Annotated in this window: 17 protein-coding genes; 10 read left to right on the plus strand and 7 right to left on the minus strand. The window is 41.9% G+C overall.

Features of this window, described 5'->3' with window-relative positions:
- Positions 1 to 15 precede the first annotated feature (15 nt).
- The gene (locus ABD930_RS17135) at positions 16 to 2,388 is read right to left on the minus strand and encodes a glycoside hydrolase family 95 protein (protein ID WP_345233446.1); all 2,373 of its coding nucleotides are present in this window, start codon (positions 2,386 to 2,388) and stop codon (positions 16 to 18) included.
- A 387-nt stretch (positions 2,389 to 2,775) separates the two neighbouring features.
- Here ABD930_RS17135 and ABD930_RS17140 point away from each other — a divergent pair, with 387 nt between their 5' ends.
- The 3 genes from ABD930_RS17140 (at position 2,776) to ABD930_RS17150 (ending at position 3,767) form a co-directional block, all read left to right on the plus strand.
- Positions 2,776 to 2,961 carry a hypothetical protein gene (locus ABD930_RS17140; RefSeq protein WP_345233448.1) on the plus strand — a complete coding sequence of 62 codons (186 nt, stop codon included), beginning with the start codon at positions 2,776 to 2,778 and terminating at the stop codon, positions 2,959 to 2,961.
- A gap of 138 nt (positions 2,962 to 3,099) precedes the next feature.
- On the plus strand, positions 3,100 to 3,348 hold the full coding sequence (locus ABD930_RS17145) for a DUF6364 family protein (protein WP_345233451.1): 249 nt from the start codon (positions 3,100 to 3,102) through the stop codon (positions 3,346 to 3,348).
- On the plus strand, positions 3,345 to 3,767 hold the full coding sequence (locus ABD930_RS17150; protein WP_345233454.1) for a PIN domain-containing protein: 423 nt from the start codon (positions 3,345 to 3,347) through the stop codon (positions 3,765 to 3,767). Before ABD930_RS17145 ends, ABD930_RS17150 begins: the two co-directional genes overlap by 4 nt.
- A gap of 3 nt (positions 3,768 to 3,770) precedes the next feature.
- Here the strand turns inward: ABD930_RS17150 and ABD930_RS17155 are convergent, their stop codons facing one another.
- The 3 genes from ABD930_RS17155 to ABD930_RS17165 form a co-directional block, all read right to left on the minus strand.
- Positions 3,771 to 5,936 (minus strand): alpha-galactosidase, encoded by a 2,166-nt coding sequence (locus tag ABD930_RS17155; protein WP_345233457.1) that lies wholly within the window; start codon positions 5,934 to 5,936, stop codon positions 3,771 to 3,773.
- A gap of 71 nt (positions 5,937 to 6,007) precedes the next feature.
- Positions 6,008 to 6,988, minus strand: coding sequence for a Gfo/Idh/MocA family protein (locus ABD930_RS17160; protein WP_345233459.1), 981 nt, complete (start codon positions 6,986 to 6,988; stop codon positions 6,008 to 6,010).
- Between the two features lie 7 nt (positions 6,989 to 6,995).
- On the minus strand, positions 6,996 to 9,458 hold the full coding sequence (locus ABD930_RS17165; protein ID WP_345233461.1) for a glycoside hydrolase family 95 protein: 2,463 nt from the start codon (positions 9,456 to 9,458) through the stop codon (positions 6,996 to 6,998).
- A 323-nt stretch (positions 9,459 to 9,781) separates the two neighbouring features.
- On the opposite strand from ABD930_RS17165, the gene ABD930_RS21910 reads away from it, so the two are divergent.
- The 6 genes from ABD930_RS21910 to ABD930_RS17190 all read left to right on the plus strand — a co-directional run bounded on the left by ABD930_RS21910 (position 9,782) and on the right by ABD930_RS17190 (position 18,248).
- Entirely contained in the window at positions 9,782 to 9,952 is a 171-nt protein-coding gene (locus ABD930_RS21910) for a sigma factor (protein WP_425571140.1), read from the plus strand.
- A 55-nt stretch (positions 9,953 to 10,007) separates the two neighbouring features.
- Complete coding sequence (locus ABD930_RS17170) at positions 10,008 to 10,280, plus strand: sigma factor-like helix-turn-helix DNA-binding protein (protein WP_345233463.1); 273 nt, start codon at positions 10,008 to 10,010, stop codon at positions 10,278 to 10,280.
- Positions 10,281 to 10,312: 32 nt separating this feature from the next.
- Positions 10,313 to 11,440, plus strand: coding sequence for a FecR family protein (locus ABD930_RS17175; RefSeq protein WP_345233466.1), 1,128 nt, complete (start codon positions 10,313 to 10,315; stop codon positions 11,438 to 11,440).
- 156 nt (positions 11,441 to 11,596) lie between these two features.
- Positions 11,597 to 15,067 (plus strand): TonB-dependent receptor, encoded by a 3,471-nt coding sequence (locus tag ABD930_RS17180; RefSeq protein WP_345233468.1) that lies wholly within the window; start codon positions 11,597 to 11,599, stop codon positions 15,065 to 15,067.
- Positions 15,068 to 15,105: 38 nt separating this feature from the next.
- Positions 15,106 to 16,776 (plus strand): RagB/SusD family nutrient uptake outer membrane protein, encoded by a 1,671-nt coding sequence (locus ABD930_RS17185; RefSeq protein WP_345233470.1) that lies wholly within the window; start codon positions 15,106 to 15,108, stop codon positions 16,774 to 16,776.
- 80 nt (positions 16,777 to 16,856) lie between these two features.
- Positions 16,857 to 18,248 (plus strand): alpha-L-fucosidase, encoded by a 1,392-nt coding sequence (locus ABD930_RS17190; protein WP_345233472.1) that lies wholly within the window; start codon positions 16,857 to 16,859, stop codon positions 18,246 to 18,248.
- Here ABD930_RS17190 and ABD930_RS17195 read toward each other — a convergent pair.
- Both ABD930_RS17195 and parS read right to left on the minus strand, forming a co-directional pair.
- The gene (locus ABD930_RS17195) at positions 18,245 to 18,721 is read right to left on the minus strand and encodes an RES family NAD+ phosphorylase (RefSeq protein ID WP_345233474.1); all 477 of its coding nucleotides are present in this window, start codon (positions 18,719 to 18,721) and stop codon (positions 18,245 to 18,247) included. The two genes, ABD930_RS17190 and ABD930_RS17195, sit on opposite strands and share 4 nt — an antisense overlap.
- The gene (parS, locus tag ABD930_RS17200) at positions 18,721 to 19,173 is read right to left on the minus strand and encodes a type II RES/Xre toxin-antitoxin system antitoxin (RefSeq protein ID WP_345233477.1); all 453 of its coding nucleotides are present in this window, start codon (positions 19,171 to 19,173) and stop codon (positions 18,721 to 18,723) included. The genes ABD930_RS17195 and parS overlap by 1 nt, the downstream gene beginning before the upstream one ends.
- A gap of 660 nt (positions 19,174 to 19,833) precedes the next feature.
- Here parS and ABD930_RS17205 point away from each other — a divergent pair.
- Complete coding sequence (locus ABD930_RS17205; RefSeq protein ID WP_345233481.1) at positions 19,834 to 22,518, plus strand: TonB-dependent receptor plug domain-containing protein; 2,685 nt, start codon at positions 19,834 to 19,836, stop codon at positions 22,516 to 22,518.
- 20 nt (positions 22,519 to 22,538) lie between these two features.
- Here ABD930_RS17205 and ABD930_RS17210 read toward each other — a convergent pair whose 3' ends face one another.
- A complete protein-coding gene (locus tag ABD930_RS17210) occupies positions 22,539 to 24,443 on the minus strand; it encodes a sensor histidine kinase (protein ID WP_345233483.1) in 1,905 nt (634 codons plus the stop codon).
- Positions 24,444 to 24,456: the final 13 nt, after the last annotated feature.

Here is a 24,456-nt window from a genome sequence, read left to right on the forward strand (position 1 = left end):
AGGATCAAAATTTAGCTAAAAATCTTTCCCAGTAAGCCGATAGGTTTCTCCTGCCTTACAGGTAATGGTCTTTGATTTCCCGCGATAAACTAGGGTTTTCTTTCCAGCTTGATCAGCTGTTATATCAACACGCTTCAATACACCATTTTCCCAGTCGAGAGCAATGGTAAATCCTCCCCTTGCTCTTAATCCTTTAATTGTTCCGCTTCTCCAAGCTTTAGGTAAAGCGGGTAATAATTCGATGGTTCCAGTATGCGATTGCATCAACATTTCGGTAATGCCTGCCGTTGCCCCCATATTCCCATCCAATTGAAATGGTGGATGAGCATCCAGTAGGTTCGCGTAGGAACCAGAACCATCTCCATTATAGCTTGTCGCCTCATCCCCGGCTCCTCCTGCGGGTTTCATGAGCAAATGGTATAATTTTAAAGCACGATCACCATCATTTAAACGTGACCAGAAATTTACCTTCCACGCTAGAGACCATCCCGTTGCCTCATCACCTCGAGCTTCTAAGCTAACTTTTGCAGCCTTAGCCAATGCCGGAGTCTTTAAAGGTGAAATTTGCCTACCTGGATGCAAGGCAAATAAATGCGAGACATGCCGGTGTTTATCGTTCGGATCGTCAACATCCTCTTTCCACTCTTGCAGCTGCCCCCATTTACCAATTTGAGGAGGCAGGATCTTATCTCGAATCCGTGCAGCACTATCGGCAAACATCTGGTCACCAATCACCAGTGCTGCCTGCACACCATTATTTAAAATATCCCAGGCTAGTTGGTGATCCATGGACGCTCCTCCCGAAATACCTCCATGTTCGGGAGAATAGGATGGTGAAGATACTAGATATCCTTTTTCATCGTATGTGAGGTAATCCATCCAAAACCAAGCGGCCTCTTTCATAATCGGATAGGCTGTCTGCATTAAATAGGCCTTATCTGGTTGGTATTCATAATGTTCCCAAACATCCTGTGTCAACCAAGCTGCCCCGCCAGGAAAAAAGCCCCAAGGCAAGCCCCAGTTCACGGCCGTATAACCCCAAGCATTATTCATGGTATTAACCATCCAGCCACGGGTATGAAAAAAGTTTTGTGCACTAATCCGACCAGGAGGCACCAAACTTTTAATATAGTCGATCAGCGGTTCATGGCACTCCGCTAAATTGGTCACTTCAGCTGGCCAATAGAGCATCTGTTCGTTGATATTGGTATGATAGTCGGCTGCCCAGGGTGGGTTAACACTATTGTTCCACTTTCCTTGCAAATGCATGGGCATGGTACCTGGCCGTGATGCTGCAATCATGAGGTAACGACCATATTGGAAATACAAAGCTTCAAAACCAACATCTTCTGCCCCTTCAAAAAAAGCTTTTTGCCGCTCATTTGTGGGATGTACGCGATTAGATTTACCTGTAATGTTAAAGGAAACACGATTAAATAGTTTGGTATAATCCGTCTCATGTTCCTTCAATAGGGACTGATATCCCAGCTGTACGGCCTTATCCAAGCGCTGGGTTACCGCACCATGGTAATCAGCCCCTTTATAGCTAGGATATTCCAGGATATAATCCGTAGCAGCAGTATGAAGAATAACCAAAGATGTAGCGCCCTCTACGGTAACTTCACCATTTGCGTACGTTACCCGACCATCTGTAATGACATGATAAGCCATTTCAAAGGCCTGTTTATTATTTGGCACATGACCGATGAAGGAATAGCGATTATTGGAAAAGCTTTCCTTATTTTTCTTTTGTGGCGTACGGTAGCTTATGGCATAATTTTCTGGTTTAGATGACTCAAACCGGTAAACCATGACTCCTGTAGGATAATTACCGAAAAACGTACGGGTATAGCGGTCTCTTCCATGGGTATAACTTACTTGGCCAAGTGCTTTTGCAATATCCAATTCCCGTTTATAATTGGAAACCGGAATGTCACCGTGGCCAACGTTGATATACAGATCACCCATCGTTTGCTGTGCCCCATAATCACCCCATTCCGTGCTATCCCCTGCTTGTTTTGCTGGAGCAACACCAGTCATGTATTTTTCCACCATTGCATTTGCTGCTTCCAATTTACCCGATTTGATCAGCGAACGTACTTCCTCCAAATGCTTCCAGGCATCGGGCCGGTTACCATAATTATATTTCGGATTTGCTCCCGGACCGCCAGACCATAATGAGCCTTCCGAAAACTGAATCTGTTCGGTACCTATACCGCCAAAAAACATGGCCCCCATATAACCATTACCTATAGGAAGTGCTTCGCGCATCCAATCTTTCGCCGGGCTTGTATACCACAAACGATAGTCGTTCTCCTGAGCCTGTAGCGTTATTAACGTAAAACTCCACAAGAGTGTCAATAATAGTAATTTAAGTTGTTGCCACATGATTGGTTTGTTTTAAAGCATAATTAGTACATACTGCTGATATTTTACACCATTATATTAGCCAATCATTAAGTTATTTTAGCGTTCAATGATAAGATCAAACTTAGCTAAATTGTACGGCATTAACGATTTGCTCTTTACATCATGTTAACATCTCCCTATCGATTGTTTGATCACCTTTCTATAAAGGTGGGTCTCAAATTTTGAACAGAAGATGAAGAAGTAGTATAAATATAAAATTTTCGAGTATGGACGAAAAATTTAATGCACTTATAAAATATAATTTCTGGAATGGCAATGTTCCTCAAATAGGCTTTTTGCGTATAAATTATACCGGAACTTTAGGGGATAAAGAGGGTAGACTTTGTTGCGATCAAGGGTGATCGCTTGATTTATTTGCAAAGCACCTACCTTTTGGTAAATGAGCCAACGATACAACGTGAATATGCACCACTTGAGGCCATAAAGGACAATTACGAAAAATGGGTAATTTCATTGGATGATACTACACTCGCTTCCAATCAAGGCATTAAACATATTCAGGCCTGGAATCTTTCAAAAGCATTATTATAAGCAAAAGCCCGGGATTACGCTTTAACGTGATACGCATACATTTCCATGGGAGTTTTAGTGGATCAAACACGTATAAAAACATGAAAATAACACACGTATACCAAACGATTTTGTATCTTTGTAACTAAAACAAAAGGCATGCAAACAAAATTAACGTTAACTGTAGAGCAATCAGTCATAGAAAAGGCTAAAAAATACGCTCGTAAGCGAGAAAGAAGCCTGTCTGATTTAATAGAAAACTACCTCAAATCATTAGTTGCAGAAGAAACAATAAACAAGGAAGAATTAAGTCCAACAATCATATCGTTAAAAGGTTCATTTAAAATGCCTAAGAATTTTGATTATAAACTTGAACTTACTGACCGTTTATCAGATAAATATTTATGATGAACAGGGTGCTAATTGATACAGATGTAATTCTTGATTTCTTTTTTGATAGGCAACCTTTTTCGGATCAAGCAGCTAAAATTTTGAGTTTATGTGAAAAAGGGAATTTAAAAGGTTTTGTAACACCTGTTATGATCAGTAATATTTATTACCTTTTAAGAAAAACCGCTAAACATGAAAAAGTAATTAAAAATTTAAAACTATTGATAGACATCATTGATGTTACTACGATCAATAAAGGAGTTGTAATAGATGCGTTAAATTCAGCTTTTAAAGATTTTGAAGATGCCCTGCAAAACTATGCTGCGCAAAACGAAAAAGATATTCATATGATCATCACACGAAATGTTAAAGACTACAAAATCAGTAATTTATCTATCCTGACACCTGAAACGTATTTAAAAACAATAGGTTGTTAAAACTTATTTTGTAGTACCTTCGCCCGTCGAAATCTTCACCACCGAACTGGCATAATGCTGACCATTAAAATGCAAACCCACTTTCATCAGATAATCTCCCGAATAGGCACCCCCATGTTCATCCACTCTACTTTTACTATCCGGCATCAAATTAACTTCTTCTACCCGATATTGCTTTTTCGCATCCAATCCTTGTAATAATACCGGATAAGCTGGTTTATTACGTCTTTCGGTATTCCAGTCGAATTGAAAAACCACGGCCTCATTTTTTTGCTTCGCAACATACATTAAAGCCGCTTGGGGTTGCTCGTAAGGATTCAGTAAACGATAAAGATCGCCTTGCCAAATGATAGGTGATAGCTGTTTATAGGTGGCTACCGCAAGTTTGCTGAAAGCCAATTCCTGTTCATTCATATGGCCAACCTCAATATCATAACCCAGTTTACCCATCATCGCTACATCTGTCCTAAACTTCAATGGTTGCTTTCCCCACGAAGTAATATGCGCTGCGATGGTGTTTGCCGGGAAAAAGTTGGAATAACCCCACTGAATGAAAATCCGCTCCAAACCATCCGTATTATCACTTGGCCAAAATTCCGTAAAGTATTTTAAGCCCCCATAGTCGGTACGTCCACCACCGCCAGAACATAACATCATCGGAAGATGTGGGTATTTCTGCCGAAGCCGATCCAATACCTTATATAAGCCTTGCACATAGGCAACGGCTACTTTTGATTGTTCATGCTTTAAGTAAGGCGAATAGGTATTGGTCATCATCCGGTTGCAATCCCATTTGACATAAGCGATATGTTGATCGATACTCAAGGTCTTGTCCACTACGTCATATACAAAGTCTTGCACTTTTGGATTCGTTAAATCCAACACCAATTGATTACGATAATAGTGTTCATCGCGATTCGGTAGTTTCAAAATCCAATCAGGATGCTTTTCATAGAGCTCACTTTTAGGACTAACCATTTCAGGTTCTAGCCAAACACCAAACTTAATACCTTTATCTGTCGCCGCCTTCGCCAAGTAGCCTAGTCCATCAGGCAGCTTTTTGGGATCTTCTTGCCAATCACCTAAACTGGTATGGTCATTATCCCTTGGATATTTTCTTCCAAACCATCCGTCATCTAAGAGGAATAGATCAACACCTAACGTTACGCCATTGTCAAAAAGATGCACGAGCTTCTGTTGATCAAACTTCATTCCTGTTGCTTCCCAATTATTCAATAAGGTTAACCGAGGTTCCTTTCCATCCAGCACCGCATAATTTCTCGCCCAATCATGCAAATTGCGACTAGCTTGGCCCTTACCCTGATCGCTAAAGGTAAAAATGAAAGCTGGCGTATTAAACTGTTCACCAGCCGCCAAAGGCCATTCCGAATTATAGTTATTAATCCCCGAAATGATCCGTAAGCTATTATGATTATCTACCTCAAAGGCGAACCTGAAGTTACCTGTCCATGCCAAGGTACCCGCCAGCACCTTACCTGTCGTTTCGCTGGCGGGTTTATCTTCGGCTACATAGAATACCGGCGATTGGTACATATCGGCTCTTGCACCCAATTTGCTATCTATAATTTTGATTCCCGAATTAAGCGGAACTTCATCCATCCGCATTTCAGCAGCCCAGTCGCCATGGAATTGCGTCAACCAATAGTTTGGAGCATCTAGATGCAACATGGAAGAGGCGTATTGCTTTAAGACAACTGGTTTTTTCCCTTCATTTTCAATCGTTACGGAAGAGGTGATAATTGATTCCTTCGGGAAAGCCTTTAAAATGAGGTTCACTTTTACAGGATACTGTGGATCACGTAATTCAATAATCGTTTGTTGATGCCCATCTACTTGTTGCACGTCGTGTTTTTGATAACGTAGATCAAGGGAAGGGTTTCCATCGGCTTGTAAGACTTGAATAGCGGGTTCAAAAAGATTGTCGGTTCCCGCCGGATGGTACGCCTCATGCCGTATATCCTTTATTTTAGCATAATCTGCTGGATTCAAACGCGCACCCAGATAGCTTTGATAAAGTTTTTTATCTTTTCCTATGGTGAATACCAACGTCGTCTGATCGGTCTGTATAATGAGTTGTTCTTGCCCGTAAACGAGTTGCAAAGAACATACGGTTAAGCATAAAATAAGGATATATCTTTTAATGAACATATTTTTTATTGAATTAAACATAGATGCTGGCTTAAAATTAAGTCGGCAATTTAAAAACAATTGTTGAACATCTATTTTCTGGTAAAATCTTCCAATAGGTGCATAACTTTTACACCCGCTTCTATTGGACAGGGATTCTCTCCTTGATGTTGAAAATAGCGAACCACCGCCTCAATCATCGGCTGTTGTACGTGTGCCAAAGGTGTAAAGGCAAAACGCTGCTGTCCCTGGACACGTTCCAGTAAAATAGGTTCATAACTAAAAAACGAAAAGGATAATTTGCCAGCTGAACCAATAAGTTCACAACGATCTCGCTCTTCATGGGTAGCAAATGCCCATACGCCGTTAAATAAAACGCCATGATCGAAAAGCAGCTGTCCGCTCACCAGATCATCCGCTGCATATTGCTTCGCCTGATTGGTCGCCATTCCATGGCTTTTTCGGGGTGTGCCGAAAAAGTGGATCATCAGGTCCAACTGATGTGGTGCCAGATCATGGAATAGACCACCCCCAGATTGGGTTTCATCCAGGCGCCATTGCATCTTAGGATCGGCCATTTCCTGCGTTCTTAGGGCCTGTTTAAATAATTGCAGCGTAGCGACCCTTGGTTTTCCAATTTCACCTGCTTGCAACAGTTCTTTAATTTTCTTAAAGTAAGGTTGTTCTCTCCGATAATGGGCAACAACTAATTTACCATTCCGTTGCCGTACTTCATTAGCCAGCTCTTGGGCTTCAACCGAATGAAGTGTCATCGGTTTTTCTACATAAACCGCTTTACCCGCCCGTAACGCCATAAGGCAGTATGCGCAATGGCTCGCAGGCGGTGTAGCGATATAAATAGCATTAACTTCCTCATCATGAATCAACGCCTCAGCATCGGTATACCATCGTGCGATGCCGTGCCTTTTGGCATAGTCTTTCACTTTTTCTTCATTTCGCCGCATTACCGCTACCAAATCAGATCCGGGCACTTTCTTAAAAGCTGGTCCGCTTTTTACTTCGGTGACATCACCTGCTCCAATCATTCCCCATTTAATTGTATCTGCCATCATTAACCATTTATTTCGAGGGAACCAATGTATATATTTTTCCTTTCTCCGCCTGAAAGATAAGGATTTTTCCATCCATTTTTTGTGCTTGTGCAGGCAGTTCTTGTACACGTAGTGTTTGTTTGCTGGTTACCCGACATATACCGCCGCTTATAGCTGTTAGTTGGGCTTTTTCGAGCTGACCGTTCTTCCAGACCATTCCTAGCTCAACGTTACCTCGTGCTTTGATACCGCTAATCTGCCCATTTTTCCAAGCTTTCGGCAAGGCCGGCAGCAAGCGAATGATGCCATCATGGCTTTGCATCAACATTTCTGTCATTCCAGCGGTAGCACCAAAATTGCCGTCGATCTGGAAGGGCGGATGGGCATCAAAAAGATTGGGATAGGTACCTCCACCAGCCATCGACTTTATCGTCTTATCGTTCGGATTGATGTAGTTAAATGCTTTGGTTAGTATGGTATAAGCATGTTCGCCATCGCCTAACCTCGCCCACCAATTGATTTTCCAGGCCATGCTCCAGCCCGTGCTAACGTCACCTCGATGAATTAAAGTTTGTTTGGCTGCTGCCGCTAAATCATCCGTTCGGTAAGGGTTGATTTGGGTACCGGGAAAGAGGCCAAACAACTGTGAAATATGCCGATGAGTATCCGCTGGATCATCCAAATCTTCAAACCATTCCTGTAGCTGTCCATAACGTCCAATGTGATAGGGATAAAGCTTAGTCAAAGCCGCTGTTAATTGATTTTGGAACGCCGGATCCGTATCCAATTCCTGCGCAGCTTTTAGCACATCTTGAAAGAGCTCTCGCACGATAGCCATATCCATTGTTGTCGCCTTACTGATATGAAATGCTTTCCATTCCACGGTGAATAAATTTTCTGGCGAGGTGGAAGGAGCCGTTACCAGAAACCCTGTTTTTGGATCGTTAACCAACCAATGTAGCATAAATTGAGCAGCCCCTTTCATTAAGGGATAGGCTTTCTCTTTCAAAAATTTTTGATCTTGGGTATATTGATAATGTTCCCAAAGGTGTGTACTCAGCCAAGCACCACCCATTTGCCAACAGAACGCCTGCGGAAGATAGGTTTTATCCAGATCATAATCGCCCACCGGTGATGTCTTGGCCCATACATCTGAGTTGTGGTGTGCTACCCATCCTTCTTGAATGCCATAATTTACCTTCGCTGTTTTAGCCCCATTAATAGATAGTTCTTTTATAAAATCAAATAATGGTTCATGGCATTCCGAAAGATTGGTGTTCTCTGCGGGCCAATAATTCATTTCTGTATTGATGTTTAGGGTATAATTGCTTCCCCAAGGAGGTTGGACATGATCGTTCCAAATGCCTTGCAGATTGGCAGGCCTACTCCCCGGTCGAGAGCAGGAAATCATTAAATAGCGACCGAATTGGTAATACAAGGTTTGCAAACCTAAGTCAGTCGGGTGTGCAGCAAATTGTTTTAAGCGGATATTGGTAGGAAGCTGCGAAAGATTTGCTCCATCCAAACAAAAGGAAACGCGGCAGAATAGTCGTTGATAATCAGCGACATGTTCTTGTCTTAACTGTTGATACCCTTTATTTTCCGCCGTTGTTAATCGCGCAGTAACTTCAACAGCTGGATGGCGTCCTTCCATACCTGGCGATTGGTCAAAACCGTTAAAGCTGGTTGCTTCTGCCAAATAGAAAGTCACTTCATCAGCTTCCCTTACCGATAGCAGGGTGTCTGTAACACTTACTGTTCCTCCTTTTTTCTCCACTTTTACCGATAGTTCAAATCGCATTCCTTCTTGTTCATCGTAAACCACCTGCTCGGCCAAATAATCCCGTGCAGCTACATACTTAGGGGCTCTTCCGGTTAAGGTTAGGGTATTGCCCATAGCACGGGACTTGTAATGCAATTTACTGGTTAAGCCTGCAGAAACATTGATTTTGCCTTTCCTATCTGCTTTCAATTGCACCACCATTACTTTCGAAGGATGATTGATAAAGGTAGTCCGTGTATACTTCACTCCCTCCAACAGGTAGCTAACCGATGTGGTAGCTGTTTCTAAATTCAAGTCTCTACGGTAATCGGTTATTTTACTTTCTTCCACATCAAAATCTAACCACAGATCGCCCAACGGCAAGTATCTCGCCGAATAAGGCCCCTGCATTTTATGCCAGGTTTTTTCTGCACCAGCATAGTCTTCTTTAAAGATCTGTTCGCGCAATACCGGTAATAGTTTGGCAGCTTCCGGATTATTTCCTGCTTCAGGATAACCAGACCATAAGGTATGATCATTTAACTGATAGTGCTCTTGCTTAATTCCGCCAAAAACCATGGCACCCGTTTGCCCATTCCCTAAAGGCAGGGCCTCTTCCCATATGGCTGCTGGCTTATCGTACCATAACGTTAAATATCCTTCTTTGGATTGCCCCATCACCAAAAAAGGATAGTACCATAACACCATTAAAAAGATTCTGTATAGCATAACTATTGGTTCATCTTATGGAAGAATAGAAATCTCTTTGCATAGATACTGAAAAGTATCGAGTTGCTATTCAATTTAATCGGCATAGTCATCAGCAATATTGACAATACCTACCCCTATAATCGGCTATTTTTAGGATAAAATAGCTTACAAGTTAGCTAAACCGAAAGAATAATTCATCATATCAATTTCCTATTCTTGCTATTATAGGACAAGGAGAAGTTGATGTGTAACGAGATTACACGGATTAACTAATATAAACTCAGCCGATGGCATGTTTGCTGCATGATATTGACCTCATCATGAGGATGAAGGAAGGCGATATGGAAGCTTTCAGGCACCTTTATACGCGTTATAAGGGTCCTATTTTTAATTTTACATTAAAATACGTTCGATCTGTTCCCCTGGCAGAAGATATTACACAAGATATTTTCGTCAAACTATGGGACAACAGAACGAAGCTTGATACCGTACGGACACTAAAAAGCTATTGATCAATTGCTTGCCTATTTTCCTACGGCAACCAACAAAACGGTAGATGATCTACAAATGAAGGAATATCGCCTATTCATTGAAAAAGCGATGAACGACTTACCAGCAAGAACTTCCGAAATTTTCAAGCTCTGCCGAGAAGAGGGTAAAAGTTATGAAGAAGCCGCAATGCTCATAGGAGTTTCCAAGCATGCTATCAAGAATCATATGGTTGCTGCAATGAAAAAATTAAACATGATCATTGAAAAAAAACTGGATATTACACTCGCCCTATTAACCTGCCTAGCTGCCATTCAACAATTATTTTATTTTTTTGCTACCCTACGTTAAACTTCGATTGTCTTTTAGTATATAGGCCTCGAATGAAGAATAAGGATCACTATAAAATACTGGTGGAACGTTATCTTAGCGGAGAACTCACCAAAGAAGAATTAGTGTTATTCATGCAGCTAACGAAGAAAGGTGTATTAGATGAACACTTGCAGGCTGCTATGGACAAAGACCTACCCGATTCATTACCCCAGTCTATTCCAGTTAACAAACCTTTTTATAAAACAACCTCATTTCATTGGATCGCCGCAACAATCTTAATAACACTCCTTATCTCCATTTTCTTAATACCGAATAAAACCGATCTCCAACGTTATCCAACCAATGCTGCTGCTGTCCAACCAGGAAGTAATAAAGCAACACTTACCTTAGCCAATGGTGAACAGATTTTATTGGACACAACACATCGTGCTGGTTTCGAACATATTCCCTCGATCGATGATCAGCAGAGTAAGACAGGCGCCCTAGTGTATCGTGCACAAAAAAATAGCGCTGGAGCACTCGTGTACAATACCCTTACAGTACCTGAAAATGGGCAGTTCCACATGGTATTATCTGATGGAAGCAAAATATGGCTAAATGCCGCCTCTTCACTAAAATACCCTATCGCATTTGATACAAAAGAACGAATAGTCGAATTAATTGGAGAAGCGTATTTTGAAATCGCACCAGATGTAAACAGGCCATTTTTAGTAAAAACTGCCAATCAACAAGTCAATGTTCTGGGTACAGATTTTAACTTGATGGCCTATCCTGATGAAGATGTTATAGAGACTGCATTAATCAGTGGAAAAGTCCAGGTAAGAGACACCACATTCCATAACCCGATCGTGCTGACTCCAGGAACTAAACTGCGTTTTAATAAACGTACAGCAAAGAGAAATACAGAAACCTTCGATCCAGAAGAAGTTATTGCTTGGAAAAATGGAAATTTTCTCTTTAATGAAACCCCTTTAAAAGAAATTCTTCCCAAACTTGCTCGTTGGTACGCGGTAAAGATAGATGCAAGCTACCTGCCGGATATCCGCTATAATGGATTTATTTCGCGTAATGTCCCGCTATCAAAAGTATTAAAAATGATGGAGGAAACGGGCGATATCAAATTCGCTTTTGAAGGTAACACCATAAAAATTGATAACCAAATGAAATTGCCTATGTAGATAATTTGAATAGAAAAGAAACCGATTACGCGGCAACGTAATCGGTAAGCTAAGGTAACGGCCTTAAAAAAATTCGTATTAACTAATTAAGTAACTTACCCTTAACCGAACAAATGTATGCAATTGATTACATTATGTAAAGCATTTCTTTGCATCATGCAGCAGAAATGCGCCCATCCTTGTCAACACAGGAAGATTTTTCAATGGATGAATTTAAGTGCACTAATCATTTTCCTAACCTGTTTACAATTTCCCGCCTATGCGTTATCTCAACAAATTACGCTACAAACAAAAAACCAACCACTTAAAACGGTACTTACCGAAATAAGAAAGCAAAGCGGGTATCAACTGTTGTATAATGCCCGTATCTTAAGGGAGGCTAAACCGGTCACCGTAACGTTGACGCATTCGCCTCTGGATCAGGCATTAGCTCAAATTTTTGCTGGACAACCTTTGCAATACCAAATCGAAGAAAAAACGATCCTGATTAAAACGGGTACAAAGACAGCACTTCCGCCAAGCAAAATAGCACAGATAACGATTAGCGGTTTAGTGACCGATGAAAACAAACAGCCTTTACCTGGTGTAAGTGTAATTGAAAAAGGCACGAAAAATGGCACATCTACTAACGAAAATGGCGCATTCAGTATAAAACTAAGTAATGCATCATCGGTACTCGTGTTCAACTTATTAGGCTACATTAGCCAAGAGGCACCCGCATCCAATAGTCCACTAACGATTGTGTTGAAAGAGAATCAAGAAGCATTAGAAGAGGTTGTGGTTGTGGGATTTGGTTCTCAAAAAAAGGAGAACCTAACAGGGGCTGTTGCCTCTGTTGATGCAAAGAAACTGGCTAATCGACCGGTAGCCAACCTGGGTCAAGGACTGCAAGGTCTTGTTCCCAACCTTAACATTACATCAGCCAATGGAAAACCTGGAACAGGTTCATCATTCAATGTTCGTGGCATTGGAACCATTTCCAGTGACGGGTCTACTGCTAGCGGACCCTTGATTTTGGTCGATGGTGCACAACGTGATCCAAATTCCATCGACCCCACCGACGTAGAAAGCGTTACAGTATTAAAAGACGCAGCCGCTTCGGCTATTTACGGTGGTCGGGCAGCTTATGGTGTCATCCTTATCCAAACCAAGAACCCAGTTAATCAGAAACCACAAATTAATTATTCAGGCGAATACACCTTAGGTAGGCCAACGAAAATGGCTAAATACATTAATTCCGTTGATTATATACGTATGCATCGAGAAGCGAACCGCAACGGACAAGATGGTGGTGTCACGGCTACTGAAATTTTTACAGAAGAAGACTCTATCCGAACGGCAGCTTATTTCAATGATCCGGTAAATAACTTGCCGGTTTACGTTGATCCAGCAAACCCAGCAAAATACCGTTATGTAGGCAATACCGATTGGATTAAAGAACAATATCCCGGATGGGCACCTATGCAACGACATAATCTCTCCTTACAAGGTGGTATGGGTGCCACTTCCATGTTAGCCTCGCTAGGTTATCTTGGTCAAGAAGGATTATTTAAGGCCGCTGACCAAAAATATCAACGTTTAAATCCAACACTCAAAGTTAATTCAAAAGTAGCCGACTGGATTACCCTGAAAGGTAATTTTGCCATGAGCCATATCAGCGATGACGAAGCATCAGGAACCAATACTGGAGGCACTACCAGTGGATGGATTTCGGGCGATTTACGCCCCGTAATGCCTGTACGGCATCCCGATGGCAATTTCTCGGGCCAGGGAAGCTTTACCAATCCTTTTGCCGTAGCCCTGCAAAATGGAAGAAGAAAAACCTATACGAATGACATCTGGCTAACAGGTGGAATAGAATTGAAACCCGTAGATCATATTACCGTCAACGCCGATTATACATGGAATGCCTACAGTAACTTTAACCAAACTCACCAAATACCTTTCAAGGAATACGGTGTAGATGGTGTATTATTGGGTACCTATCCATGGACCACTCCGTCTTCACTCACCGAAGGCACAGACAACAATAACTATTTTGCCCTTAATGCTTTTGCAACCTACGAAAATACCTTCGCAGAAAAGCATTATTTCAAAGCCATGATTGGACTTAACCGAGAGCGTAGCCATTATAAGTTCATGCAGGTATATGCCAATAATTTAGTCGATCCAACACTTCCAGCCATCAATTTAAATAATGATCCTCGGCCAAGTATTACTGGATACGAAAATGAATGGGCGCTCTTTGGCACTGTATTCCGTTTAAACTACATTTATAACAATAAATACTTACTCGAAGTTAACGGCCGTTATGACGGTTCATCTCGCTTTTCAGCCAATACGCGCTATGTATTTACCCCCTCCGTATCTGCCGGATGGCGAATTTCTGAAGAAGATTTTATGGCTGGAACAAAATCGGTGTTAAGCGATTTAAAACTACGGGCCTCTTATGGTGAATTACCTAATCAAGGTTTTAATCAAGATGCGCTATCCAGTACAGCAAATTTTTATCCTTACCTACCCACAATGCCCATCAACAATAGTATTGGGTATATTTTTGGTAACCAAACAGGGGTAAGTGTTGGCTCGCCTTATTTAGTGAGTACCAATTTTACTTGGGAAAAATCAGCTACTACCAATATTGGAGTTGATTTTGGCTTCCTCAACAATAGGCTAAATGGTACATTTGACATCTATCAGCGTAAAACCCGCGATATGTTAGTAAATGGAGTACCGCTACCTGCCACGCTCGGCACAGATCCCCCTGCGCAAAATGCCGGATTATTAGTCACCAAAGGATGGGAACTGAGCCTTAGTTGGAATGATCGCATTGGCGATGATTTTTCGTATGACTTGTTATTGTCATTAGCGGATAATCATTCCAAACTAACCAAGTTTCCCCTTAACCCTAATAAAGTCTTCAGCAACGACCAATGGTACGAAGGTCGCGAAGCAGGTGAAATATGGGGCTTTGAAACAGCCGGTTTCTTTACTAGCCAAGATGAAATAGACCACGCTCCTGATCAATCACAAATATGGAACGGCACTTGGAGACCTGGAGATATTCGATATGTGGACCATGATGGTAACGGTAAAATTGACCGAGGTACCAGCACCGTTGCCAACCCTGGTGACCAAAAGGTTATTGGCAACTCAACCCCACGCTATTCCATCGGCTTTAATATTGGTTTAAACTATAAGAACTTCGATTTTACCACCTTTTTACAAGGTATCGGTAAACGCGATATTTGGATAGCAAATAGCGCATTCTGGGGTTTTACCAGCGAATGGAATGTGCCTTTTGTGTATGCAACAGATTATTGGACGCCAGAAAATCAAGACGCCTATTTTCCACGATTGAGATTTGGTAACGGTGGTAATGCGCAGGCACAAACGAAGTATCTCCAAAATGCCGCCTATTTGCGGGTAAAACAAATAACATTAGGTTATACCTTGCCTAAAACCATTAGCCAAAAGATAAAACTTAATCGCATACGAGCTTATGTAACGGCACAAAACTTTTTCACGTTTACCAGTCTATTTGATGCCTTCGACCCCGAAGTGCTTAATTTCCAAGATGCTCCTCAGGAGAAATCCTTGGCCTTTGGTATTCAATTTGGCTTTTAATGAACTCGATTGATCAACATTTATTAATACAAAACAGGATGAAAACGCTCATAATAAGAATTTCGACTTTTCTAGTGTTCCCTTTGTTATGGCAATCGTGCAAACCCGATAGCTACTTGGATAGAGTCCCCTTGTCGGCCATTTCAGAGCCTACGTTTTTTAAGAATGAAAATGATTTACAGCTCTATGCCAATCAATTTTATCCTTCACTTCCTATCCAGAGTTTTATGCAGGATAATCAATCGGACGATAAGGTACCGAATAGCATTAATACATTTTTAGCCGGCCAATATGTTGTTCCGACAACCGATGCAGATTATGACTGGAGTAATATTCGAAATGTTAATTATTTTCTACATCACTACCAAAACGCCGAAGCCAGCCAAGAAATAAAAGATCAATATGCGGGTGAAGTCCGCTTTTTTCGGGCCCTTTTCTATTGGACCTTATCGAAAAGATACGGTGACGTTCCGTGGTATAGTGAAGATTTAAATGATCAAAGTGACGAGCTTTATGCTCCTCGTACACCACGTGAAACGGTAATGGATTCAGTGTTAACGGACCTTGATTTTGCTGTAGATCACATTCCGGCGGACGTCTCCGATGGCAGGATAAATAAGTTTGCTGCCTCTGCCCTTAAGGCCCGTATATGCCTATGGGAAGGTACACGCAGAAAATATTTTAATGTAGACGGAAGCGAAAAGTATCTGAGAGAAGCGGTTGCGGCTGCCCAATTGATTATGGATTCGGGCAAGTACAGTCTATATAGTACCGGGGATACCGAAAATGACTATTATAATCTATTTATTCAACAAGAGCTATCGGGAAATCCAGAAGCTATCCTCCCTATGCGTTATCTCCAAAGCATATTGATGAATAACTCCGATCGGCAATTGGGCGAGTCAGGAACAGGCTATAGCAAAAATTTTGTACAGTCATATCTCTGCACCGATGGACTGCCTACGGCCTTAAGCGATCGCTATAAAGGCGACGACACACCTGAAAATGAGTTCGCAAACCGCGATCCACGTGCGCGTCAAACGATTGCGACTAAAGGATTTGTATTCTTCCTAAATAGCGATGGTTCGCAAGACATCATCAATTTGCCTAGAATCGGCACGAATGCTGCAAATACTGGTTATCAGCTCGTCAAAGGCCGCAGTTCTGATCCGAATATGTGGACAGCCAATCAATCAACCTTAGACTTCTTTATTTTCCGTTATGCAGAAACCTTGCTTATCTACGCAGAAGCTAAAGCTGAGTTGGGCGAAGCGACACAAACAGATATTAACATCAGTATTAACCTGCTTCGCGATCGCGTTGGTATGCCACATATGGAAATTAATAAGCTACAACAAGATCCGAATGCCGACTTTCCTGACGTACCGGTATTAATTAATGAAATTAGGCGAGAACGTCGGGTTGAACTGGCCGATGAGGGTTTCCGTTTTGACGACCTATTACGCTGGAAAGCAGGCAAACAAATCGAAAAGCCAGAAACTATTCTCGGGATGAAGCTAACACCTGAACTGCGCGCAAAATATCCTGCCTCCCAAGTAAATGGCGTTGTCGTTAATAAAAACAATTATATCCGTATTTATACTAACATCGAGCATCGTACATGGAATGATAAAATGTATTTGTTCCCCATACCCTTACAAGAACTTAGTTTAAACACGAACTTAACGCAAAACCCCGGCTGGGAATAAAATTTGTTAAACGAGGGTGTCTCCTACTACATTTGTCCTTTGACAAAAGAGAAAGACACCCTCTTATAATCGAAATCAACATGAAACACTTTTTAACACTCCTATGCTTATTATTTGCTCGTTTCTATGCTAATGCGCAAAATACAGATGTTCTTCCAAGTCCTGCACACGTGGCCTGGGCAGACGCCGAAGTGGGGGCTATTTTTCATTTAGATCTGGTTAACTTCGAACCAGATTACGATTGGCGGAACTGGGGTACTCATCCAAGTGCCAAGATTTTTAATCCAAGCAAATTAAATACCGATCAGTGGGTTCAGGCTGCAAAGTCGGCTGGCGCAACCTACGCCGTATTAGTAGCCAAGCATTGTTCTGGCTTTAGCTTGTGGCCAACAGCAGCGCACGACTACAGTGTAAAATCGAGCCCTTGGAAAAACGGCAAGGGCGACATTGTAAGAGACTTTATTGCCTCTTGTAAAAAATATGGGTTAAAGCCTGGCATTTACGCAAGTGCTTCGGCCAATGGCTACTTGTATGTCGACAACCCCGGCAAGGTACAAAAAGGAAGTCCAGTTACCCAGCAGCAATATAACGCTATTGTGAAACAGCAATTAACAGAACTTTGGTCTAATTATGGCAACCTATTTGAAATCTGGTTTGATGGAGGTGTTTTGCCTGTAGAGGCCGGCGGTCCGGATTTAGCACCGTTGCTTAAAAAGTTGCAACCCAATGCAGTGATTTTTCAAGGGCCAAGCGATGCGAAAAATTTGATCCGCTGGGTGGGTAATGAAGAAGGAAAAGCGCCGTATCCCAACTGGAGCAGATCCGACTTTACGACGTCAGCTACTGGTACGATAAAAATCGACAGTATAAATGGCAATCCAGAAGGAAAAATCTGGTGTCCTGGGGAAGCTGATTTTCCGTTACGCACGGGATGGCAAGGAGGTTGGTTCTGGAAAGCCGATGGCCAAAAAATGCTTTCAACGGATGCATTATTGCAAGCTTACTATACCAGTGTTGGCCGAAATAGCAATATGCTTTTGGGTATCGTGATCGATACGAGTGGACTGGTTCCACAAGAAGACTACACGCGCCTATCGGCATTCGGATCTATCCTTAAAGGGATAAAACGAACAAACATCGGAGGGCTAAGCAATAAGAACGGCAAAAGTTTCGAGTTAGATCTCGGTCAAAGCCATGAAATCAATCAGGTCGAAATTATGGAGGATATCCGCTTTGGTGAACGCATTAGACGTTATGAAGTGCAGGCTTGGATTGATCATGCTTGGAAAACCGTCGCCGAAGGAACATCTGTTGGCCATAAACGCCTACAGGTTTTTGAAACGGTCAAAACGCCTAAGGTGCGATTAATGATCCATACTGCCCAAGGAGAACCGAGGATTAAACAATTTACGGTATCTAAATTAGCTACCCCTGTTCTTCAACCCCTGTTAACAATAAGTACTTCACGTTAATTCATCTTAATATGAATCAAGCGGTTATCTACGGGTAGACGCTCTACCGAAACCACCTTTACCAAACTAGGATAATGCGGAAAAAGTGGATTCAATAAACAATTAAATTCTTTGGGATTGACAGCGGAGCGTACACGTATGCCTACGTACTTGGCCTCTCGCATCCACTTGTCTCCTAAGCGCTTATTCTCCAGGTTACCCAGCTTCATCCAGTCTTTCGGATAGCCAGCGTCCGGTACGGTGTAGATCAGATCGGGGCTGCCGCTCACTTCAATACCTAAGATATACAATCGGGGAGGGATGATGTCTGGATCAAAGTGCACCAGACTTTCGAGGTAAGCCAATGAGCTGTTTTCACTCGTATATAAAAGGTAGGTACCCGGGTTGTTCCAGCGCCCGCCAAATGTATAAGCTCCCCTTCCTGAAAGGTCGGTAGTACGCTGCTTCGATTGGGCGATTCGGTATAACAGCATCAGGAATACACCCCTTCTTCAATACGTCCGAGTACGGTGTTAACTAATGCTAAACCAGTAGGCATAGCAAATAATTCCAATGGACGCATGCCATTAAGAGAGCGATTAGTCTTTGCCAGCCAGTCACGCACCTTGTCTTCATCTTCAAAGACCTCCACCGCATGGGCTACCACCTTGGCAATCTCAATCAGATGGGAAGAAGTATGACGATCGAGTAAATCCCCCTCCTTCTTTCGTTCAATGGTCTTTACCGACATATCGAGCATTCCTTCCACAAAGGCTTTCTTCGGTATACCCAAAAAGGTTACCAAGGCATCAAGTGATGCTTTGGTAAGGCCTTGATTACCCAGGGCAATCAGGTCAAACTCCGTCTTGATGCTGGTGCTAAGCACTTCCTGCCCCCCCAAGAGCGACGTAACATTCCAGGCTGTCTTTACCTTTTTTTGACTCATTTTATTTGCGACATTTTATCCAAATGTAAGGATAATTTGTCGTTTTACAAAATAATTATCTTAAAATAACTCAAGCAATGGTTTTTTGCTGTTATTAAAAGAAGGTTTTAATTTTACTTTTTTTATTCGTATGTCGTTTGTTTTAAAGGTACTCATGCTACTTCGTGGTCACCGCGAAAAAAAGTAACAAAAAAAGCTCCCGCTTCAAAATTTACAGAAACGGTAGTGCCTCCCGCTACAAGATGTAAATTTTGGAGGCGGTTTTTTCGAAGCCCAGCGGTAAGTGCTTTAAACCTTACGTATTACCTTGTTTTATTTCAACGGTTTACGGATGTAATTACTTTACTGCCTGCTTGCAGCGCATCTCCGTTCTGCTTTAGATATTGCCTAGGAAATTTGCGGTTTGCAGGTTGATGCACTACCAATGAAGCAAAGTTCCAAGCGATGAGTTTATTCACTACTTATCCACTTTAAAAAGTGTTCATGAACTCCCTTCGGTCGGTTTTGGATACTTTTTGCGGAAAAAAGTATCGCAAAAAATAAAAAATGTCTAAAATAAACCTTCTTTTTAACAACTACCTTGCTTCGTTAAAACCCCAATCCTTCCAAAAACTTTATGCTACATCATTTGTTACACCTTAACGATGAATTCCACGCGACATGAAAAGGCGACTATACGTTTTGCTCTGCTTTTTGCTACCCTTGGTCAGCTGGGCGCAACAGAAACAGGATACGACAGATGCGCTCGATCGCTTATTGCGTAAGCTAGAAACCTATCAGAAAAATTATCCGCAAGAACGTGTCTACCTACATACCGATAGATCTTATTACCAATCTGGAGAAGATATCTGGTTTAAAGCCTACATTACGGTAAGCCAATTCAATTTCTTATCCGCCATTAGCAAAATCATATATGTAGAGCTGCTAAATGAGCAACAGGAGGTTGTCCAATCCAGGAGATTACCGGTTATATCAGGCTTATCCATGGGGGATTTCAAATTACCGGGAACGCTTGCAGGGGGTACCTATCATATCCGTGCTTATACCAATTGGATGCGGAATTTTGATGAAACGCTCTTTTTTCATAAAACGATCAACATTACCGATTCCCTTTCTCAAGGTGTTTTTGCAGTCGCTAATTTTCAATCCCTAAAAACCGATCAAGATACGATACTGGGTACGCTCCATTTTCATGATATCCATGGTAAGCCCATTGCATCCCGTCAAGTAGATTATACCATCCGGCTGGATGCTAAAAATAGTGTACATGGTAAAGGTATGATTGATGAGGGCGGAACATTAAGCCTTAAATTTCCCAAGAATGGGCATCGAAAAAATACAGGAAGTAGCAAGCTCCACCTCACGATTGAAAACGGTAATCGACCGCCCATTGTCAAAACAATTGCCATACAAATGGGCAGCAAAAGACCAACCGTGCAGTTTTATCCGGAGGGCGGATCGTTAATCAGCGGTATCACTAGCAAGGTTGGCTTTCAATCGGCATTAGCAGATACGCCGTATCCGGTAAAGGGTTACCTGGAAAGTGATGGCCAAGAACTACTTAACTTTGCAAGCGATAGCTCGGGAATAGGTAACTTCTCGCTAATACCCCAAGCAGGGAAAGTATATACAGCGGTTATCCCGCTCCATAAGGGAGATACCTTGCGTGCACAACTACCGCAAATCCAAACGGCAGGATTCAGTTTAGCCGTCAATAACTTTACCGACGAACGTGTTCAGGCGAAGGTTACCACACAGGCATCAGCTGTCAAACAACAAACACTGACGTTAATAGCACAAAACAATGGCATGGTGTTCTATGCCGCCAAACACCAACTGACCCACCCCGAATTTGCATTTAGTATCCCGAAGGACAAACTACCTTCCGGCGTTATCCGACTTACGGTATTGGATGAAGGGATGCACTTTTTGGCCGAGCGCGCACTATTTATTGCGCATCCATCCGATAGCTTAAACCTATCTTTACAGACCAACAAGCAGTTATATCATCCGCGGGAAAAGGTTGATGTTCAGTTCAGCACAAAAAACCAGCGCGATTCCACTATTGGTACTTTTTCGGCGGCTGTTGTCAATATATCCAAAATACCGAGTGGACAGGATAACATCTTTTCTACTCTTTGGTTCAATAACAACACCTACCAATCGCCTGCGCTACCCTTCACCGATGTTCCCTTAACACCCGAACAAATAGACAACCGTATGCTATGCTTACCGTTACACCGTCATTTCTGGCAGGATATTCGAGCGGGAAAATTTCCAGAAAACGCCTATAAACCAGAAAAGGAATTAAAAATCAGTGGAACGATCACCAACGCTGAGGGAAAGCCCTTACCGCAGGCTAAGGTTACATTGGTTTCCCTACAAAACGCTACCGCGGTATTAGATACATTGACCAACGCTGAGGGCCGGTTTAGCTTTGATAAAATTCTCTTTTATAATCAGCCTGAGTTTATTGTGCAGGCCAGAGATGCCAAAGGCCGGAAAAACGTCAACATCAAGTTGGATGAAAGTCCCAATCAAGAGCTTGCCGAAGCAAAGAACGCATCGGAAATAAAAATCAAACCCAATGCATCACAGGATAGCACAACGCGCAGTAACCGCCAATCGCTGGATGAATTACAAGAAGGCGGATTTGATGGCAATAGCATTCTATTGGAAGAAGTAAAAGTAAACGAGAAAAAAGAAAGTCCGGCAAAGTATTCTTCCAACTTGAATGGCGCGGGTCATGCCGACCAAGTGATTAGTGGTGATGAACTTTTCATGAGTAGCTGCCCTTCGTTGGATATGTGTCTTCAAGGGCGTTTAACAGGTGTTATTTTTCGTGGAGGTGTTCCCTATAGTACTCGTTCGCCGAATAGGCCGATGCAAGTGGTGTTAGACGGTATGTATGTAGATGCTTTTACCTTAAATACCATTAATCCGTTTGATGTGGCTTCTATTGAGGTCTTAAGAACGGTAGGAAACACCAGTATTTATGGGATGTATGGTGCTAATGGAGTGCTCATTATCACGACCAGAAGAGGAGATCAACCGCGGGCAACGGATCACGATTTGTATAGCCCCGGAATCACGACCTTTAGTCCACAGGGATTTTATGCCATCCGCAATTTTCAAGCACCCGATTATAGTAAAATAGCAGATGGATCTATAAGCGACACGCGAACGACAATCGATTGGCAACCCGATATTATTGCGGACAAAAATGTGCCTGGACGTTTCTCCTTCTACACAGCAGATGAACCGGGTATTTACCGCATTACGGTGGAAGGATTGGATATCAATGGGCGTTTAGCACACCGCGAAATAACTTTTCGAGTAGAATAAACCTTAAGCCATTCATCCATCTATACAAGACCATCATGAGGCAATGCGTCTTGATGCGATTTAGGAATGGAATAACAAAAGATAGCACCTGTTGGATGATTTTTTTCTACCCATATACGACCGCCAAGGCGACTAATAAAGTCTTTACTGATGGATAAAGCGATACCTGTTTCTCTTTCTCCTCGAGGTAATACGTCAGATACCTTAAAAAGGTTATCCAGCATTTTGTTATCGACTCCCGGGCCTTCATCTATCACCTTCACTGTAACCGATTGTTCATCCTCTTGCGCTTCAAGGTTAATCTTTCCATATGTCGGCGAAAAACGAATGGCATTAGACAATAGGTTGCGATTGATGAACTGAATAGCTTCAATGTCCGTTTCGACCGCTAGACTTATTGAAACATGATTATTTACCGTGATTTGTTTTTCTTGTAACCTTCTCTGAAAATCAACGATTACTTCTGCAAACAATGTGTGTAGGTTTGCCGCCTCAAAGGAAAAGGGATGTCCAGATAATTGCAGTCGAATCCATTTCAAAATACGCTCAAAGGAATGGAGCATACCGGTTGTTTCTTGTTCCAACTCATTATAGAAAATCTTTTGCTCTTCAACCGACATACCGGTCAAATCACGCATAACACCAATCATTCCTACAATAGATGAAAGCGGTGATCGAAAGTCATGCGCTAGAATGGCAACCAGTTCGCTTTTGAACCGATCTGCAGCCAACAGCGAATCCCTTTGTTCCATGATTCGCATATTTAACTGTTTCTGTCGTTTGGAATATCGGCGTGAATTTAAATACAGCACATAAACAAATATGGCCACTAATACAAGGGCTAGTATCAATCCGATTAGGAACCATATTTTATAACGATTCGTTTGATTATTTACTTTTAATAGTCGATTATTGTTTTCTAAGTCATTATATTTAATATAATCTCCAATAAATTGCGTTAAGTTTCGGTTAATATCCATCATGGATTTTTCGGTAAGCTGATGAAAATGATCTAGATCAATCTTCTTATGTAGTGCATCCTGATTTCGCCAGATTACTTCAAGTGCGGCTAACCGTAGGTGAACATATCCGTCTTTTTGGATCAGCGCATACATCCTATCAAACATCTTGATCACACTATCAGGCTGGTTCTGATAACAAGCAGCATATAAATCCAAAGCATGGATTTCATGCAAATCCATCTCTTGATCTTTTGTAAATTGTAAAGATGGTCTCACCAATAGCAAGGCTTTATCAACCAATCCTTTATTTAAAAGCTGCTCAGCTCGCACCAGCGCTATTGCAACCTTAGCACGTTCGTCGTGATACTTGTTTGCTACAACCGTAGCCTTATTTAAATAATCATCGACAGTATTATCTGGCAAATTTCCCCGATTTATCATGCAATAGTTTAGATAGACCAAACTCATGATACTGTCTTTCTCTAAGTGTTGCCCCATTTGCAGCGCCTCAGACACCAGTTTTCTTCCTTGAGGAAGATCACCCAGATTCGCATATGCTATGGAAATATTCATAGTAGCTTCTACGATATTCTCCTGATTGCCGTATTTCTTAAATTTCGGCAATACACTTTTACTATACAATTTCAGTCCTTCCTGAAACATATTCCGCACAAAAAGAGAAATCGCAATAACATTATCCGCTTCAGCTTCTCCTTTACCATAGTTTAAATGTGTAGCAAGTGCTTTCGCCTGCATGCCATAATAAAAACAACTGTCCGGATTTTTCATATGGTATAGCATACCTATACGATTCAGCTTATCAACCTTTACTACGCTATCCTTAATGAAAGGTAGATTACTCAATTCCTCATTTAAGAGTTTAGATTGAGCATATGCTTTACCACCTATAAGGAAAATGAAAAAAGTAAGAATAGGTATACGAATGTAGGCCGTATGACACATGTATAAGGGATTA

The organism is Olivibacter ginsenosidimutans (assembly GCF_039542865.1).
Taxonomy (GTDB): Bacteria; Bacteroidota; Bacteroidia; order Sphingobacteriales; family Sphingobacteriaceae; genus Olivibacter; species Olivibacter ginsenosidimutans.

Coding starts and splice junctions, on each gene's coding strand:
- ABD930_RS17135 (WP_345233446.1), bottom strand. CDS start 2,388: ATGTGGCAACAACTTAAATTACTATTATTGACACTCTTGTGGAGTTTT.
- ABD930_RS17145 (WP_345233451.1), top strand. CDS start 3,100: ATGCAAACAAAATTAACGTTAACTGTAGAGCAATCAGTCATAGAAAAG.
- ABD930_RS17150 (WP_345233454.1), top strand. CDS start 3,345: ATGATGAACAGGGTGCTAATTGATACAGATGTAATTCTTGATTTCTTT.
- ABD930_RS17155 (WP_345233457.1), bottom strand. CDS start 5,936: ATGTTCATTAAAAGATATATCCTTATTTTATGCTTAACCGTATGTTCT.
- ABD930_RS17160 (WP_345233459.1), bottom strand. CDS start 6,988: ATGATGGCAGATACAATTAAATGGGGAATGATTGGAGCAGGTGATGTC.
- ABD930_RS17165 (WP_345233461.1), bottom strand. CDS start 9,458: ATGCTATACAGAATCTTTTTAATGGTGTTATGGTACTATCCTTTTTTG.
- ABD930_RS21910 (WP_425571140.1), top strand. CDS start 9,782: ATGGAAGCTTTCAGGCACCTTTATACGCGTTATAAGGGTCCTATTTTT.
- ABD930_RS17170 (WP_345233463.1), top strand. CDS start 10,008: ATGAAGGAATATCGCCTATTCATTGAAAAAGCGATGAACGACTTACCA.
- ABD930_RS17175 (WP_345233466.1), top strand. CDS start 10,313: ATGAAGAATAAGGATCACTATAAAATACTGGTGGAACGTTATCTTAGC.
- ABD930_RS17180 (WP_345233468.1), top strand. CDS start 11,597: ATGCAGCAGAAATGCGCCCATCCTTGTCAACACAGGAAGATTTTTCAA.
- ABD930_RS17185 (WP_345233470.1), top strand. CDS start 15,106: ATGAAAACGCTCATAATAAGAATTTCGACTTTTCTAGTGTTCCCTTTG.
- ABD930_RS17190 (WP_345233472.1), top strand. CDS start 16,857: ATGAAACACTTTTTAACACTCCTATGCTTATTATTTGCTCGTTTCTAT.
- ABD930_RS17195 (WP_345233474.1), bottom strand. CDS start 18,721: ATGCTGTTATACCGAATCGCCCAATCGAAGCAGCGTACTACCGACCTT.
- parS (WP_345233477.1), bottom strand. CDS start 19,173: ATGAGTCAAAAAAAGGTAAAGACAGCCTGGAATGTTACGTCGCTCTTG.
- ABD930_RS17205 (WP_345233481.1), top strand. CDS start 19,834: ATGAAAAGGCGACTATACGTTTTGCTCTGCTTTTTGCTACCCTTGGTC.
- ABD930_RS17210 (WP_345233483.1), bottom strand. CDS start 24,443: ATGTGTCATACGGCCTACATTCGTATACCTATTCTTACTTTTTTCATT.